The 16,218-nt window shown below is 64.1% G+C and carries 16 protein-coding genes; 6 read left to right on the top strand and 10 right to left on the bottom strand.

Annotated features, from left to right (window positions below; all coding sequences use genetic code 11):
* Positions 1-3: 3 nt before the first annotated feature.
* Genes C4901_RS01260 through C4901_RS01245 form a run of 5 tightly spaced genes read right to left on the bottom strand, consistent with a single transcriptional unit; the run spans position 4 to position 3,621 of the window.
* Complete coding sequence (locus C4901_RS01260; RefSeq protein WP_110135780.1) at positions 4-480, bottom strand: hypothetical protein; 477 nt, start codon at positions 478-480, stop codon at positions 4-6.
* The gene (locus C4901_RS01255; RefSeq protein WP_168185472.1) at positions 477-1,682 is read right to left on the bottom strand and encodes an NnrS family protein; all 1,206 of its coding nucleotides are present in this window, start codon (positions 1,680-1,682) and stop codon (positions 477-479) included. The genes C4901_RS01260 and C4901_RS01255 overlap by 4 nt, the downstream gene beginning before the upstream one ends.
* Positions 1,669-2,958, bottom strand: coding sequence for a hypothetical protein (locus C4901_RS17415; RefSeq protein ID WP_168185471.1), 1,290 nt, complete (start codon positions 2,956-2,958; stop codon positions 1,669-1,671). The genes C4901_RS01255 and C4901_RS17415 overlap by 14 nt, the downstream gene beginning before the upstream one ends.
* Complete coding sequence (locus C4901_RS01250; RefSeq protein ID WP_110135778.1) at positions 2,955-3,197, bottom strand: DUF2249 domain-containing protein; 243 nt, start codon at positions 3,195-3,197, stop codon at positions 2,955-2,957. The genes C4901_RS17415 and C4901_RS01250 overlap by 4 nt, the downstream gene beginning before the upstream one ends.
* Positions 3,190-3,621, bottom strand: a complete 432-nt coding sequence (locus C4901_RS01245) for a hemerythrin domain-containing protein (RefSeq protein WP_145960579.1) — start codon at positions 3,619-3,621, stop codon at positions 3,190-3,192. The genes C4901_RS01250 and C4901_RS01245 overlap by 8 nt, the downstream gene beginning before the upstream one ends.
* A gap of 214 nt (positions 3,622-3,835) precedes the next feature.
* On the opposite strand from C4901_RS01245, the gene C4901_RS01240 reads away from it, so the two are divergent.
* The 6 genes from C4901_RS01240 (at position 3,836) to C4901_RS01210 (ending at position 11,192) form a co-directional block, all read left to right on the top strand.
* Entirely contained in the window at positions 3,836-4,495 is a 660-nt protein-coding gene (locus tag C4901_RS01240) for a MarR family winged helix-turn-helix transcriptional regulator (RefSeq protein ID WP_168185470.1), read from the top strand.
* Positions 4,496-4,506: 11 nt separating this feature from the next.
* Positions 4,507-4,944: a hypothetical protein gene (locus C4901_RS01235; RefSeq protein WP_205736122.1), complete on the top strand. Its 438-nt coding sequence runs from the start codon at positions 4,507-4,509 to the stop codon at positions 4,942-4,944.
* 456 nt (positions 4,945-5,400) lie between these two features.
* The gene (locus C4901_RS01230; protein ID WP_168185469.1) at positions 5,401-6,159 is read left to right on the top strand and encodes a TIGR04255 family protein; all 759 of its coding nucleotides are present in this window, start codon (positions 5,401-5,403) and stop codon (positions 6,157-6,159) included.
* Positions 6,160-6,541: 382 nt separating this feature from the next.
* Entirely contained in the window at positions 6,542-6,985 is a 444-nt protein-coding gene (locus C4901_RS01220; RefSeq protein ID WP_110135772.1) for a type II toxin-antitoxin system VapC family toxin, read from the top strand.
* A gap of 885 nt (positions 6,986-7,870) precedes the next feature.
* Positions 7,871-8,605: a helix-turn-helix domain-containing protein gene (locus tag C4901_RS01215; RefSeq protein ID WP_110135771.1), complete on the top strand. Its 735-nt coding sequence runs from the start codon at positions 7,871-7,873 to the stop codon at positions 8,603-8,605.
* 529 nt (positions 8,606-9,134) lie between these two features.
* A complete protein-coding gene (locus C4901_RS01210; RefSeq protein WP_110135770.1) occupies positions 9,135-11,192 on the top strand; it encodes a beta-propeller fold lactonase family protein in 2,058 nt (685 codons plus the stop codon).
* A 76-nt stretch (positions 11,193-11,268) separates the two neighbouring features.
* Here the strand turns inward: C4901_RS01210 and C4901_RS01205 are convergent, their stop codons facing one another.
* From C4901_RS01205 to C4901_RS01185, 5 genes are all read right to left on the bottom strand, one after another.
* Positions 11,269-11,859, bottom strand: a complete 591-nt coding sequence (locus C4901_RS01205; protein ID WP_205736121.1) for a hypothetical protein — start codon at positions 11,857-11,859, stop codon at positions 11,269-11,271.
* A gap of 311 nt (positions 11,860-12,170) precedes the next feature.
* Positions 12,171-13,577, bottom strand: a complete 1,407-nt coding sequence (gene glnA, locus C4901_RS01200) for a glutamate--ammonia ligase (RefSeq protein WP_110135768.1) — start codon at positions 13,575-13,577, stop codon at positions 12,171-12,173.
* 181 nt (positions 13,578-13,758) lie between these two features.
* A complete protein-coding gene (locus C4901_RS01195) occupies positions 13,759-14,916 on the bottom strand; it encodes a cation diffusion facilitator family transporter (protein ID WP_110135767.1) in 1,158 nt (385 codons plus the stop codon).
* On the bottom strand, positions 14,913-15,140 hold the full coding sequence (locus C4901_RS01190; RefSeq protein ID WP_110135766.1) for a sulfurtransferase TusA family protein: 228 nt from the start codon (positions 15,138-15,140) through the stop codon (positions 14,913-14,915). The genes C4901_RS01195 and C4901_RS01190 overlap by 4 nt, the downstream gene beginning before the upstream one ends.
* A 4-nt stretch (positions 15,141-15,144) precedes the next feature.
* A complete protein-coding gene (locus tag C4901_RS01185) occupies positions 15,145-16,188 on the bottom strand; it encodes a tRNA (5-methylaminomethyl-2-thiouridylate)-methyltransferase (protein ID WP_110135765.1) in 1,044 nt (347 codons plus the stop codon).
* Positions 16,189-16,218: the final 30 nt, after the last annotated feature.

The following is a 16,218-nucleotide window of genomic DNA, read 5'->3' as shown; positions in this document are numbered from 1 at the left end:
TGGTCATCCGACGCCCTGGACACCCAACACCGCGGCGGTCACCACGATGAGGGCGAGTACCAGCAAGACCGCGTGACCGCGCAGCAGCAGGGCGCGCGTGGCCTCGCCATCGCGCGCCCCGCGTTCGCGCAGATGGCGATGCAGCACCGCCGGCTCGAGCACGAACAGCAAGAGCATGAACAGTGCCCAGAACGCGACCATGCCGTCGAGCCATAGGCCATGGGCGCCAGCCATGAGGCCCGCGAGATGGAGTCGCATCAGCATATAGCCGCCCGAGGCCCCCACCACCAGCACCAGAACCCGCGCCTGCAGACCGAATCGCCGCTCGATCTCGAGGAATGCCGGGATCCGTTGGGCGGCCGGCAGCCGGACCAGCGCCGGGAGCACCACCGTGGTGACGAAGGCCAGACCACCGATCCACAGGATCACGGACAGGACATGCACGGCGAGCAACAGGGGCAGGATCGGGAGACGCGTCACGATGGCATCTCGCGGCGGGTAGTGGCGAGCATCACGGCATAACGGGTCGCCCAAGGCAACAAGGCGGCGATCGCGACCGGTGCCGCGAACACGCTCAAATCGTAAGGGGCGAGCCGATCGAGCGCCGGGATGTCGGCGGCGATGCGCAAGACCGCCGCGACCTCGATGCCCAAAAGGGCCACCCAGCTTAAGGTGTCACTGGCCAACGGGCGACCGGAGTGACCGCGCGTGACACGCGTGGCCATGGCGACGATGAGACTTAAGGCAAAACCGATCCCCAGGGCGTGGAGCGGACCGCGCCCCAGGGCCTGGTGGCCCATGACCAGCCCGGCATCGCTTGCGGCATAGAGCGCAAAGCCCATCCCCAGCCACGCGTAGCCGACATACAAAAGCAGCAGGAGGCCGTGACGCAGGACATCCCACCGAAACCAGAGGACCAGCTGATACCAGGCGGCCGCGGCGATGGCGAGATCAAGCACGGCGAGCACGGCACGCCAGCCAAGGCTTGCGAGCAATGCATGGCTTGCGGTGGCGGCCAGAAAGACCATCGGGACCTTCGGGTTGGGAAGGGGTCGCCGGTAGCCGGTGAGGACCGAGGCCGTGAAAAACGGGATCATGCGGTAACTGACCCCGAACAGGGTGGGTATGAGAAAACCAAAGAGGCCGACGCGGATCGCGATCAGCGGTGACACCGGCGACCCGCGCCAGAGGGCGGCGGCATAGAGCAGGAGCCCCGCGACCTCGGCTGCGAGCGTCCAGGTAAAGAGCAGGACCCCGCGGCGCGCCGTCTCGCGTGCGCGACGATAGACACCGATGAGCGCGGCCACGAGGCGTGCATCGCCCACCGCCATGATCAGGGCCCCAAGGACCACGGCGCGGTCTCCGAGGATAAGGCCCGCATACACCAGGATGAGGCCCGCGGCCCGCAGCGCGAAGGCGTTGCGATAGGCGCGGCGGGTCGGCGGCGTGGTCTGCATCCAGCGCGGGAAGGTGGTCGCGAGAAAGCCGAACACAAAAAACGGGAAGACCCCGTAGATCATCAGGAAGCCATGCAAGGCGACCGGCGAGATGGGCAGGGCCGGCAGGGCATAGGCGCCCGCGAAGGCCCCGAGCAGCCACAAGGCCCAGAGGATCAAGGCCAGAAGGACCTGCGCGAGCCCTCCCAGAAAATACGCGATGTGGGGCGCGTCAAAGAGTCGCATGGGGCAGGACACCGGTGGCGGCGCGCGATAGGCGCCGGTAGAAGACGAGCGCCACGACGAGATTGGCGCCGAGCATGACGCCATCGGCCGTCCATGCCACGCCCGCGGCCTCACCGAATGCGCGTGGCCGACCGATCGCCGCGAGACCCAGGCCGAGGGCGGCGGCGTGCACGACGGCATGACGTCTGGTGGCGCGTTCGCCGATCGCAGACGACATCAGCACATGGGCGGCGCCCGGTTGGCGCTGGAGGTTAAGCCATACGAGAAAGGGCACGATCTTGTAGAGCATGCCGTCGATCAGCGAGACCGCGGCACCGGCAATGGCCAGAAATCCGAAGACCAGCGGCCCCCTCGGCCCCGTCACGATATGCGCGGCCATGAGCCCGCCGGCCACGGCCGCGCCCGTCAGACCGGCAAGCCCCATATACCAGAAAAAGGTCATGGCATCGGCCCGCCTGCGGGTGCGTGTGTGAAGACGATGGGCCGCATGCGCGGCGGCGGTGGCGACCACCACCGCCAAGGCGATGCGCAGGGCCGCGCCCCATACGCCACCCGCCCAGACATCGGCGACAAGTATCGCCAGCAACAGGCCAAGAACGAACGGCCCGAGCATGAGCGATACGCGCGCGGGCCACGGGCGCACGCCCTGAAACATCGGCAAGACCTGGGCGGCGACCGCCGCCCACAGCACGAAGGCGCCGCCGGCGAGCGCCCACAAGGGGTGAGTATCGAGCAGCGCTGCCGAGACCGGCGCGCCCGCGGCACGCTCGCCGGCCATGATCAAACCGAAGACCAGCGCCACGCCCAGCATCAGGATGGCATGGATCATGGGCGTCATGGTCTTCTGTTTTGGTAATCGCCACAAGGCCGAAGCCGCCGAGACCGTAAAGACCGCCGCCGCGAGCGCGAGCGGGATCGCGGCCAGGGCAAAGAACAACGGCCGATTATCAAGAAAGGCCGCGGCCAGTAGCGCCGCGCCCAGGGCGAAACCCCAGCGGACGACGGGTATGAGCGCCGTCGCATAGGGGAGCCCGATACCGGCGACCACGGGCACCAGCTGAAACACGGCGGTGGTGGCGGTCAGCGTCAGGAAGCCTATGGTTACGAGATGGGTGGCAGCCAGAAGGCCCGGGGTGTAACGATCGACCCAGGCGGTGGGGCCGGCGGCCATCAGCACGACCCCGGATGCCGCCAGAAACCAGGGCGCAAGAAGAAAGGATCGCAGAACGAGCATCAACGGCGGGGCCTCGTCGAAGGCAAGTCCCCGGGTGTTCATGGTGGGCTCGGCGCCGTGCGTGTTATGACGACGTCATAGACACAGTCCTCGCCACGCGCCACGGCCACCGATTCGTAGACAAAACCCCGCTCGGCGAGCAGCCCGAACAGCGGATACGGCTGCCGGGGCAGGCGCACCCGTACCTGCTCCCCCGGACGCAACGCGGTGGCCGCCTGCAACGCCACTTGGAGCGGCTCCGGAGGCTCGAGGTCGCTGGCATCGATAAAGCGTTCATTCATGGACGACCGTCGCCTCCCTCATGGCCGCAAGCAGGCCCTCAGCGCAGTCCGCAAGCAGCGTATCGCTCATCGGATAAAGGACGTTCTCCTCCTTCAAATGATGCTGCGACACGAGCACGGTCATGGTGTCGAAGAGCGCGCGGCATGCGGCGCCTTGACCGTCCTGCCCCGAGGCCAAAAGGCCGCGGATCGCATCGTGCTCCTGGCGCATGACCACGAGCGGCCCCCCGGGTCCTGTGCGCTGCGCGAACTCCGGAAACAGCACCCGTTCCTCGATCTCCAGATGATGCTCCATGGCCTCGCGAAAGCGCGCGAACGCCGCGGCGCCCTGCGGCGTCCCACAGGCATTGTCCGCGTCCTCCATGAGCTGGTCCAATTCGCGGTGCTGGGCCGCCAAAAAGCTCGACAATCCTCTGTTCGACACGGTCTGCTCCTTTTTGAAGAATCGATGGGTGTCATTGTCGACAGGTGGCGGTGGAACGCCATTGCCCTAGGTCAAGACCGGCGGCCACCATAAAGCCGCCCGGGCGGTGGCGTACCCCGGAGATGCCGGCGCCGGCCGAGATAGTTGCCATAGCAATTATTGCTATGGCACAATGTACCCTGAGGCGCGCGGTCGCCAGGAGATGGTCTCATCGATGCCCAAAAGACACGACGCCCGATGCGATTCGCGGATCGCCGAAAGCAAGGACGACGCGGAACCATGCTTTGTCATCGAGGATAGCCTTGGTTATCTGGTCAATGCCGCAGCGCGTCTTCTGGCGCGCGCCCTGCACTCCCGGATCGTGCGCCATGGAGTTCCAATCGGTCAGTGGCCATTCCTTCTGTTTCTTTGGGAGGAGGAGGGGCTTTCGCAAACAGAGTTGAGCCGCAGGATCCCGATCGATGAGGCAACCACCGTCCGCACCCTGGGTCGCATGGAGCGCGACGGTTGGGTGCGCCGGGCGCGCGATTCCCGCGATCGCCGGCAGGTACGCGTCTTCCTGACGAGGGCCGGCCATGCGCTCAAGGCCACCCTTCTACCGTACGCCATCGCCGTGAACGACCAGGCAACAGAGGGTCTCGGCGAGACACAAAAGGCCCTCCTGAATTCACTGTTGCGGGACCTTATCGTGCGACTGCGCGACGACGATGCCCCATGGCCCAGTCCGGTGCCGACGGTGCACGCCAAGGCGCAGGGCGCTGGTGCGGCACGCGCGCAGACCGCGGCCGGCCGCAAGGCCGTGAAACCGACGCGGCCCAACGCCGCGGCATCGACAGTGATGCGCAAAGGCCAAAGAAGCCGGGGAACAGGCTGATGACGAGAATCATGCACGGGATGACCGCCTTGCTCGCAACCGCCCTGATCACGATCTTCCTTGGATCGAGCGTGACCGTCGAACTCATGGGCCGCCATGCCGCGATCGCGACCGTTAAGCAGTTGATCGTCTTCCCGGGGCTCGCCATACTGGTTCCCGCGCTCGCGCTTACCGGGCTTTCGGGGCTACGCCTTGCGCGCCACCACCGGGGCGCCCTGGTCGAACGCAAGTTGCGACGCATGCGGCTTGTCGCCGCCAACGGCCTTTTGGTCCTTACACCATGCGCGTTCTATCTGGATGACTTGGCATCCGCCGGTCGGTTCGATGCGCACTTCGTGGTATTTCAGGGTCTCGAACTGTGCGCCGGATTCGCGAATATCACGCTCATGGCCCTCAACATGCGGGACGGATGGCGAATGACCCATGGGCACGCGGTGCGGGCCGATTAGAGGCGGCGGAAACAGATCACCCCCCCCTGATACGAGAAACGGCCGCACTATGCGCACGCAGGGAACGCGCCGCGAGGGCACCGGGGAACGCCCGTAAGCGATCGGACAGGCAGATGGTAGGCTTTCCGGCGGGGTGCGACCGGGGCCCTAGAAACGATCCGGCAAGGCGATCACGCCCGACACCAAGCCCGAGGCAGTGCAACCCGCTACGCCTCAGGACTTGCGTCCCAAGGGGTCCCTCGCGGCGCGCCTGGCCGGTGGGCGCCTGGATTGGTCTTCGCACTTCCTGCCGCTCCCAACCACTCCAACGCTGAAAACTAGCCGGACTTGTCGCCATACCGACCGAATTCGAGGGGATCTAGCTACTCTTCCCTATGATATGCTCTACGGTGACGCGCAAGGGAGATATCGGGGCAGGCGCATCAAATTGCGGGATCGGGACGAGGATATCGAGACGTGGAGACGAGAATACTAAAGCGACTCAAAAAAGAGCCTCTACTGGAGGCCATTTGGGAGTTACGTTTTGGTACGGATACGGACGCGCCGGTCGGTTTGGGCGAAATTTTGCCAGGTATCCTCTTCCAGTCCCTGCGGGATAGGTATCCCGTAACAACCCGTCTTCCTGCGGCGGATATACCGCGGCCCATCGCCCGACAAAATGGGATTCTGCGCTATGTTCCCACTATTCGCATGGAAGCAGTCTCGGGTGCCCCGTTTGCCATTCAAGTCGGCGACCATATGGTGTCTCTGAATAACCGGAGACCATATGCAGGCTGGGGAGAGTTCTCTCAGCGAATACGAGAACTCGCTCACGTACTGGAATCGAGCGGTCTTATCCAAAAACCGGAGCGATTTTCCCTTAAATATATCGACCTGATCGAACTGGATCCCCAGCCATCATTGGCAAGCCTGCGCGTATCTCTGACGCTGGCCGGGAACAACCTCAGAGACCGGCCGACGCAGCTGCGCACGGAAATTCGCAACGGCGCCTTCGCGTATATCATACAGATCGCCACACCTGCAGACGTAACCATACCTCCCGGTGAACAGCGCCGAGGCACGCTTGTGGACATCGACACGATTTGCCATACCACTGAGGAGTTTTGGGGGCGGCTTGATGAGCGGACCAATAGCGCCCACCAAAGCTCGAAACAGCTTTTCCTGGATTTGCTGACCGAGGAGGCCTTGGACCGCCTCGAGCCCCTGTATGAGTAATGGTTGCGCCGCTGCGTTTACGAGGCCTGAAAAACAAGATGAACTGGGCTTACACTATTGGATATGGCCAAGCGCTCCCGCCGGACAGCATCATACGGTCGTATGGCGATCCGGCACCATTGTGGTGGCCTAGCGAGCCATTGTCGCTACCGGCGTCCTGGGCGCAACGCAACCACTCGATCAGCAGCCTCCTCGACAGGGAATCGGGGACAACGACGCTGGTTATCATTGAACTCGACTTATACTTGGGTGACGCTCGACAGCACCCCCCCGTGGACCGCGATGCGGAAAATCGATTACGGACGTTCAGGGATTGGTTGGCATCCATTCCCCCCGTTCCGCATATCCCATTGGACAAACTGAGTCGAGACGAGTTGTACTAATGGAATCTTACCTCCTCGATACGAATGTCATATCCCGACTGATCGATCGTAACGATCCACAGCATATGGCTTGCAAGGCCGCCGTGGAGACACTGATCAAAAAAAGTGCAAGAGTCTGCCTCGCGCCCCAGGTGCTCTTTGAGTTCTGGGCAGTCGCAACGCGCCCCGCCGTCAACAATGGACTCGGGTGGACCCCCCAGATAACGAATACCCATGTGCAGTCGCTCCGCAAGCTGTTCGCCGTTCCCTCGGACACACCCCGATTGCTGGACGAGTGGCAGACGCTTGTCACGCGCTTCGATGTGTGCGGAAAACGCGCCCATGATGCGCGATTGGCAGCCTTTATGCGAATTCATGGAATTGTGTATCTGCTGACCCTGAACGGGCGGGATTTTCAAGGCTGGGGGCTCAATGTCCGGGAGCCCGAGACTCTTCTAAACTGAGCGCTTCAAGGGGGAGGCGCGATGCGTTCAACCATCGTCACCACGAATCCAATGCGGGATAGTCGGTACCTGGAATAACCCTCTTGACGATCGGGGAGGGGCTGGCGACGTCAAAGGGGAGGCCAGTGGCGCTTGGTGAAGGGGTGGCGTTCCCCGTGTGTCGCATCTCTGCGCGCCCTGGATTTCCAGAGCGACAAACCTCGGCGGGCTGAACAAGGAACGCCTACGCAGTCCGTGCTACGACCAACGGAAAATCCTCATGGGATCCTTCCCCGCCCTGTACGGTGGGTTTGCCGCGCACCGGATCAGACACTTCGATGTATGTGGAAAACGGGCCCATGGTGCGCGATTGGCAGCCTTCGTGGGGATCCCCTGGAGTATAGGCGCGCGGTGCAGGCCGGCTGAAAAGGGGCAGGACAGATCCCCGCCCCCGTGCCGGAAACGATCGTCAGCGCACAAGAAATGGGCGTGGGCTCGCGCGGCCTATGGGCCATGCCGGAGCACGGTTGCGACTACGGTTCGGGCGGACAGGGATCCGGTTTCGTCGGCCTTCCACGACACGAGGCTCGCAAGAACCGCGCGTGAAGCGACGGCAGGATACGGGTCGCGACGGCTGCACACAGCAGGGAGGTCCACGGATCAACGGTGGTGTCCGGCGCCTGGGAGGTCGAGCAGAGGGCTTCTCCTATCCCAAAAGGCATAAACTCGCGTCCCAAAGGGGATAAATCGTTCCCTGACCCGCGAGCGGGGAGTAGACTTACGTCCCGTCTAGGGCAGACCTTGATACTAATCAAAAGTAGCTTATCCTTATAGACCTTGGCGATTGCCTTCTGGGCCGGCACGGCCGACCGGAGACGCCTCACCAATAAGAGGATGACACGACGCATGGCGGTTACGAGCTTCGAGAGCAGCCTGAGACAGCGGTGTTCGAACTGCAGCCTGCGGGAAATCTGTCTTCCCCTGGGGCTGGACGCCGAGGAACTTGGGAGACTCGACGAACTCGTCAAACGACGTCGCCGGGTGTTCGCCGGCCAACACCTGTTCCGCGCGGGCGACCCCCTGCAGGCCCTGGCCGCGGTACGTACCGGATTCTTCAAGATCTACGAAGTGAGCGCCGGCGGCCACGAGCAGATCACGGCGTTTCCCATGGAGGGGGAGCTCATGGGGCTCGACGCCATCAGCGCGGATGTCCATCGCGGCAACGCCCTGGCCCTCGAAGACAGCGAGGTCTGCGAGATCCCGTTTGCCAAGCTCGAGGGCCTGCTGTCCGACCTGCCGCGCCTGCAACACCAGTTCCATAAGCTATTGAGCGGTGCGATCGGGAACGACCACGGCCTCATGATGGTGTTGGGGACGATGACCGCGGAACTCAAGGTGGCGGCCTTCCTGCTCAACCTTGCCGACCGCCTGGAGGCCCGCGGTCAACCGCGCGCGGTCATCCATCTGCCCATGTCCCGCGAGGAAATCGGCAACTACCTGGGTCTGAAGCTCGAAACGGTGAGCCGCATGTTCTCCAAACTGCGTGACGACGGACTCATCGTGACCGAGGGTCGCAAAACCGAGATCCGCAACTATGCGGCCCTGAAAGACCTCTGCCTTCAAGGGCCCGCGCACGCCTGACTGCGACCCATCTCGGCATCCTCAAGGCAATCCGGCGCCGGGCCTGGGCCGCCTGACCGCGCGGACACGCCCACCCGCCCTCATTGCTCTTTGCCGCCGCAGGCCTGCCGGGACCCCCGTGCTCGCCCGTGACCCATCGGCGTGACTTGATGTGCCCCTTACACACGATCTCCTAGGCCTCAGGTCCGAGCGACCTAAGTTTGACGGACCTTCGGTGGATGACGCGCGGGCGGGCGGGGCCGTATAACGGCACAGCACGGTCGGTGTACGCGGCCCGCGCAAGACAGTCTACGACAGGAGGTCGTTCATTATGCCATTGAAGGCAAGAATCGCAGGCGCCCTGCTGGCGTGCGCCGTTTTATCCGCCTGCCAAGGGAGTGGAAGCAGCAGCAGCACGTCGTCCTCGGGCCCATCCCCGAGCGCCGGGGGCCCGGCACCCACCGGTCTTCAGCAATGCCAGGCGGTGTCGCCGCAGCCGGCCGCGACGGTTATTCCCACGAGCCCCGCTAACGCCCCGGCGAGCGGAACGGTGCAGGCATCACTCATCCTCGTGCCCTCCGGTACCCACAGCCTCGGGTACTATGTGCGCGACCCCTGGACCGGGGCCTTGGTCGATCGAGGCTATGTGCCCACGGGGCAGGGACCGGATGCCGTGGCGGTGAGTGCTGACCGCTACGTGTACGTGGCCAACGGCAAGAGCGAGACGGTCTCGGCCTATGCCTGGGACAGCCAGACCGACCGCCTGACATCCCTGGGGACCCCCGTGACAAGCGGCGCGCAGCCCACCTCGCTTGCGGTGGTGGGCTCCGACCTCTACGCCCTGAACACCGGCAATGACACCATCACGGCCTTTAGCATCGGCGCCAACGGGACCTTGACTGTGATCGGCGCCACAAGCCCGAGCGCCTCCCTCACAAGCCTCGTGGCCGGTCCCGGCATCCTCTATGGGCTTGGCGCCGACGGCATCACCACCTTCAGCGCCGGCAGCGGGATGCCCGCCAAGCTGTCCACCACCGCCTTGAGCGGCACCATCGCCGGGGCCGCCGATGGTGCCGGGAATCTGTATGTGCTGACGTCGACGGATGTGGTGGCCTTCACCGCTGGCGCCGGCGGGGCGCTCAACTCGCAAGACACCGTACCGCTCCCCTCGGGGCTCACCGCAAGCGCCCTCTCGGTCGGCACGAACCAACTGAATGTCGTGGGTCAAGGATCCGGAGACACCGAGCTTGTCACGTTCCCGCTTGTAAGCGGCGGCGTGTCCTGCCCCACCTCAGCGGTCCTGGGATCAGCCGGGCAGGCGACCGGCACATTCGTCTCCCCGCTCGGGCATACCGTTTATGTGACCAATGCCAGCCGTGACGAACTCTCCGCCTACAGCGCCACGACCGCGGGCTCGGGGCCTGGACTCATGGCCGTTGCGCGCACCCGGCCCCTGCCGCAAGGGGTCGCGGGTCTGGTGGCGACGGTCGGCATCTCGCCGCAGAGGCTCTACGTCGTGGAGCAGGCCCCAAGCGAGATCGTGGGCTATGCGGTGGCGGCCAATGGGGCCCTCAGCGGTCCGGTGACATCTCAAGGCGGGGGTAACGGGCCGAGCGCCGGCGCGATCGCCCCCGATGGCGCGACTTTTTATGCCTCGGATTGGTCGAGCGGTGGCACCGGCACGGTCACCGTCCTTCCGATCGATAGCCAAGGCCGCTTAAGCGCCGGACCCTCGGTGGACGCCGGCCAAAGCCCCATGGGGATCGCGGTCGACCCCTCGGGTCGCTACCTGTATGTCGCCAATAGCTGCTACCAGAACACCGGTGGCGGTAATTGCCCTGGGACCATCAGCTCCTATAGCCTGTCGGGCGCGGCCCCCGCCGCGCTTGGCTCGAGCCCCACGGACACGAGCGGCCTCTACCCCATGCTGCTCACCGTCGACCCCACCGGGCAGTATCTCTATGTCGCCCAATATGCCTCGGGGAGCATCGGGGGCTTTGCCATCGATCAGGACACGGGCGCCCTGACGCCGGCCTATACCGTCCCGGCCGGAAGCAACCCCTGGACTGTGATCAGCGGTCCGACCGGCCGCCACCTCTACGTCACCAACAATAATGCGGGCTCGGCCACGAGCATCTCGATCTATCGCATAGACGCGGCCAACGGTAGCCTCACCCCGGCGACGACACCGACGCTCACGGTGCCCGGGCAGAAACCCCTTGGCCTCGCCATAGGCCCGAAGGGGCGTCGGCTGTATGTGGCAACCCAGCAGGGGACGAATGGAAGCGCCAACGGCACGGTCGATGTCTTTACGCGAACGAACCCGCTCGCTTCGGGGGTCGGCTGGAATACGACACCGGTAGCCCTCACAAGCGCGGCACCCTTCACCGATGCTTATGGGCTGGCGATCGCGCCCAACGGCAAGGCCCTGTATGTGGTCGACAATGTGCTCGGCACCTCCACGGGCTCCGCGCCGCCGGGCAATATCCAAACGCTGTCGATCCCGCCCTTTAGCGAGGCCCGCAATCCCGGCGCCTACGCCTCGCTCGGGACAACCACCACCGGCAATGACCCCGTCCAGGCCATACCGGGCGGGGGCTTGGGATAACAAACGAAGGCCGCGGGCCTCTCGGGGCGCGCGGCCGGGACAGGGCGCGGACGGGGAAGATCCCGCCGCGCCGTTTTTACATGAGCTTCCGGGAACCCTGGGCAGTGGCGGCGCCCATCCCGCTCTTCACGTTCATCTTCTCCTCGGGCGGCGGGATCACGGCCGGGACGCCGAGGGAGGCGGCCCATAGCTCGCGCGCCCAGCCTCGCGAGTGGTAGAAGTGCCGGTCCTCTTGATCCTCCACCTCCTCGTAGGCCTTTTTCAGGATCGCCGCGTCGTTGCCTTCCAGCTTCTTCGCGACCTCGCCGATCAATTCCCAGTTCATATGATCTTTAAGCTCGGCGGTGGTGACGGCCTCCGCGGCCACGATCTCGGCCTGCCCTCTCACGCCTGAACTCAGCGCCATTTGCATCATCTTTACCAGAGTTTCCGCGAGGCTGCGCACGATCTTCCGCCCGCTCGTCTCCTGCTCGGCGTTCACACCGAACTCCGTGCAGATATCCTTCAATATCTGCTCGTGGCGGCGGCTTTCGGCCAGGAACTTCTCCCACTCCTTGCGCAAGTCGGCGTTCTGCGCGCAGCTTAACGCGGTCTCATAGATCTTGACCCCGCCGCGTTCGGTCTCGAGTGCCTCACACAATAACTCGTCCACCTTGCTCCGGTTCATAAGCACCTCTTCCATTCACGTTGTCGCCAATCCGGCGAGGGCGCATTATGGTCCCGTGGCGAAAGCGCAAAGATCGGCCCTATGACGGACAACGTGGAAAATAACGATATGTCTGGAATGCTCATCATGCTCATCCGTGCCTGTTATCCGGACACGACTTGAAATGGCCTGATGCGGAGTTTTTCGCGGGGGAGTGCGACCCGTGGCGGGCCGCGTCTGGGCTCATCCGGCCGGGCAGACGGGTGGGATCGATCGGACACCAAAACAAAAAGACCCGGGAGGACCCGGGTCTTGCGACAGACGGCAGCTGCCTAGACGCTGTAGTACATGTCGAACTCGACGGGATGCGTGGTCATGCGCAGGCGCGTGACCTCCTGCATCTTGAGCGCGATGTAGGAGTTCAGGAACTCGTCTGTGAAGACATTGCCGGCCGTGAGGAATTTGCGATCCTTGTCCAGGGCCTCCAGGGCCATGTCCAGGGAATGGCAGACGGTCGGGATCTTCTTCGCCTCTTTCGGGGTCAGCTCGTAGAGATCGTGATCGGCGGCGTCACCCGGATTGATCTTGTTCAGGATGCCGTCGAGGCCGGCCATCATCATGGCCGAAAACGCCAGATAGGGGTTGGCCCCCGGGTCCGGGAAACGGACCTCGATACGCCGACCCTTGGGATTCGCCACGTGCGGGATACGGATGGAGGCCGAACGGTTGCGCGCCGAGTAGGCGAGCATGACGGGGGCCTCGAAGCCCGGAACCAGCCGCTTGTAGCTGTTGGTGAGCGGGTTGGTAATGGCGTTCAGGGCGCGCGCGTGCTTGATGATGCCGCCGATATAAAAGAGCGCGGTCTCGCTCAGGCCGGCATAGCCCTCGCCCGTAAATAGATTCTTGCCGCCCTTGGCCAGCGACTGGTGGCAATGCATCCCCGAACCGTTATCGCCGACGATGGGTTTGGGCATGAATGTCGCCGTCTTGCCATGATTGCGGGCGACGTTATGAACACAATACTTCAGGATCTGGAGTTCATCGGCCTTACGCACGAGCGAGGCGAACTGGGTGGCGATCTCGTTCTGGTTGGCGGTGGCGACCTCGTGATGGTGGGCCTCCACGACCAGTCCCATCTCGGTCATGGCGAGCGCCATGGCGCTACGGATATCCTGCCCGGAGTCAACCGGCGGGACCGGGAAATAGCCGCCCTTTACCCCCGGCCGGTGGCCGAGATTGCCGCCATCATAATCCTTGCCGGTATTCCAGCTTGCCTCCTCGGAATCGATACGGCAAGACGAGCCCGACATGTCGACGGTCCAGCGGACGTCATCGAATATGAAAAACTCGGGCTCGGGGCCGAAGTACGCGGTATCGGCGACACCGGTGCTCTTCATGTAGGCCTCGGCGCGCTTGGCAATGGACCGCGGATCGCGGTCATAGCCCTTCATGGTCGCGGGCTCTAGCACGTCGCAGCGCAGCAGCAGGGTGGGTTCCTCGGTGAACGGGTCGAGCACCGCGGTGGCGGCATCCGGCATGAGGACCATGTCCGACTCGTTGATCGCCTTCCAACCGGCGATGGACGAGCCATCGAACATCTTCCCCTCCTCGAAGAGCTTCTCATCCACGGTATGGGACGGCACCGATACGTGCTGTTCCTTTCCCTTGGTGTCGGTAAACCGAAAATCGACGAACTTTACGTCGTTATCCTTGATCATTTTCAAGACGTTCGCGGACATGCATTTCTCCTGACTCTGAATTATTGTGGGGCGCCGGGGCGGTCATTACGCCTGAGGCGGCCATTTTGCACGAAATATGCCACCAAGCAAACGTCGCCAACCGGGCGATTTCGGGCAGAGGGCGTCATCCATGTGCACCATAATGGGGCTCTCCTAGGCAGCATGCACCATAAACGGGCAACTAACGAAAGCAGACCTCCACGGACGCGATTTGCGGATCGCGGGCCGCCGCCTGCGCAAACTGCTCCTGCAGGGCCCGGGCATCGGCCGCGGTCGGGGCCAGATCCAGCGACAGATGCAACTCCACCGCGATCCGCCCGCGCAGATAGTGCAAAACCACCGATTCGATGGCCCGAGCGGCCTCGATACCCGCGAAATAATGTTCGAGACGTTTCAAGATCTCGGCACGCAATGGCAGGCGTGCATTGGTGGCGGCATGCTCATCGTCTTCCGAGTCGATATGCACCACCACGTCGGCGATATTGCTCACGTGGCGCATGAGGGCCACGCGCACCATCTCGCTGATCTGGTGGCCCTCCGAGACGCTGATGGCCCCGTCCACGAGGATATGGACATCGACAAACGCGCGGCCCCCGGCGCGACGCGTACGCAGCAGATGCAGGGTGCGAACACCGTCGATCGACAGGATGACGCGCCGGATGCGCTCGAGCTTCTCGGCCTCCAATCCGGTGTCGACGAGCTCGCGCATGGCCTGCCAGCCGAGCATGGCACCCATGCGGACGATAAGAATCGCGACACCGATGGCGGCCACCGAATCGAGGTCACGCACGCCCATCATGCTGCCGGCCACGCCGACCGCCACCACGATCGAGGAAAAGACGTCGGTCCGGTAATGCCAGGCATTGGCGTGAAGGAGCTCGGAATGCAACCGCGAACCGGCGCGGCGCATATAACGGAACAGACCCTCCTTGATGCCGATGGCCGCGAGCGCCATGGCCAGCGCCAGAAAATCGGGCCGCGCAAGCCGTGCCGGCGCACTCAAGGCCGCGGCGGCATGGAGTGCTATGCCGACACCGGCGCCGACCAGGACCAGGCTCAATCCGAAGGTACCGGCGGTCTCGATGCGCGCATGTCCGTAGGGGTGATCCTCGTCGGCCGCCTGGGCCCCGAAATGCGCCGCCGTCAGCACCAGCGCGTCGCTCAAAAGATCCGACAGGGTATGGAAGCCGTCAGCAACCAGCGCCGCCGACCGCCCGAGCACCCCCACGGCGAGCTGACCCGCGGCCAGCACGACGTTGACGAAAAGTCCGCGCAAGACCACTTTTTGACGCTCGCCGCCCGCTTCGTCCCCGGTCTCGGGTGCGTTTTTGTCCATCATCCTCGGCCCCCGGCCCGTATGACGATCACGATGTCTCCGGAGACCTCGGTGCGCGTCTCCACGACCTCGTGCCCCTCGAGGCGGCACCAGGCCGGTATATCGTGCAGGGCCCCCGGGTCGGTACAGCGCACGGTCAGGGTATCGCCGGCCGCGACCCGTCCGATGGCGGCGCTGACGCGAATCACCGGCATGGGACACAGCAGATAGCGGGCGTCGAGATCCATGGCCTCACAAGTACCAATCGGCGGCCAGCGCATGGGCCGGCAGCGGCGCGACATCGCGCTCGCGGGTCGATCCACCAGGCCCTCCCACCGCCATGCGTACCCGCGCCTCGCACCGTCCTTGCCCAAAGCGTGCGGTAATGGCGCAAGCCAGATCGAGACCGGCCTCGTCGACATCGCCTTGCACAAGGGCAAGGGGCCCTTTATGTTCGAGCGCCCACAAATGCACGAAGCGGTGGCGATAGCCCTCCAGAAACCGGTTCTCCCCCTCTTCGCGACCGATAATGAGCTTGAAGGACGGGTGCGGGCGCAGGTGGCGCCCGATCTTCAGGAGCATGATGTCGTCGAAGTCGTAGCGCCGCTCGCCGCGACTTACCCACAGATCCCGAAGCTTGTGGGCGTAGTTCTCGTCGGTCAGGAAACAGCACCCGCCGGCGGGCTGCGCGTATTCGAAACCATAGGCGCGCGCCAAGGCGATCTGGGGTTTGCGGTTACGGCCGCTCAAACCCAAGAGGCGCTCGCGATCCACCCAGCCCTCGCGTTCGGGAAGGGTTGGCGGCAAAAGCTTCGCGGACAACGGCCGCAACAGCCGGTCCAGGGCGCCGGATTCGCGCGCCACGACTGGAAATGTGTCCCGTCGCTGCGACATCGGCCGCTGCCCCAAGACCTCACCCGTGACAATGAAATCGAAACCGTGCTCCTCGATCCATGATCGCGCGCGCCCGATCATGAAGGTCTTGCAATCAAGACACGGGTTCAGGTGCGCGCCGTAACCGTGGCGCGGATTCAAGACCACATCCTTGTAGTCGTCGATGACATCGACGATATGGAGCCTGATGCCCAGTTGTTCCGCGCTGTGAAGGGCATTGTTGCGCACGAGACGGTCCTTGCGATCACGGCGCACGGCGTGCGTATGCCCCTCCACGCAAAAGCCGGTAAAAAAGTTGATCCCCTCGACGTGGATGCCCTGATCGAGCATCAGGCGTGCCGCGAGCAGCGAATCAAGGCCGCCCGAGAGCAGGACGATCGCCTTGCGTTTATGGTTTTTCATAGGTCCTTGGCGGGCCACCCCTCCACCCGG

The sequence above is a fragment of the Acidiferrobacter sp. SPIII_3 genome (assembly GCF_003184265.1).
Lineage (GTDB): Bacteria > Pseudomonadota > Gammaproteobacteria > Acidiferrobacterales > Acidiferrobacteraceae > Acidiferrobacter.
The sequence above is the reverse complement of the archived record's forward strand: the minus strand, read 5'-3'. Positions and strand labels throughout refer to the sequence as shown.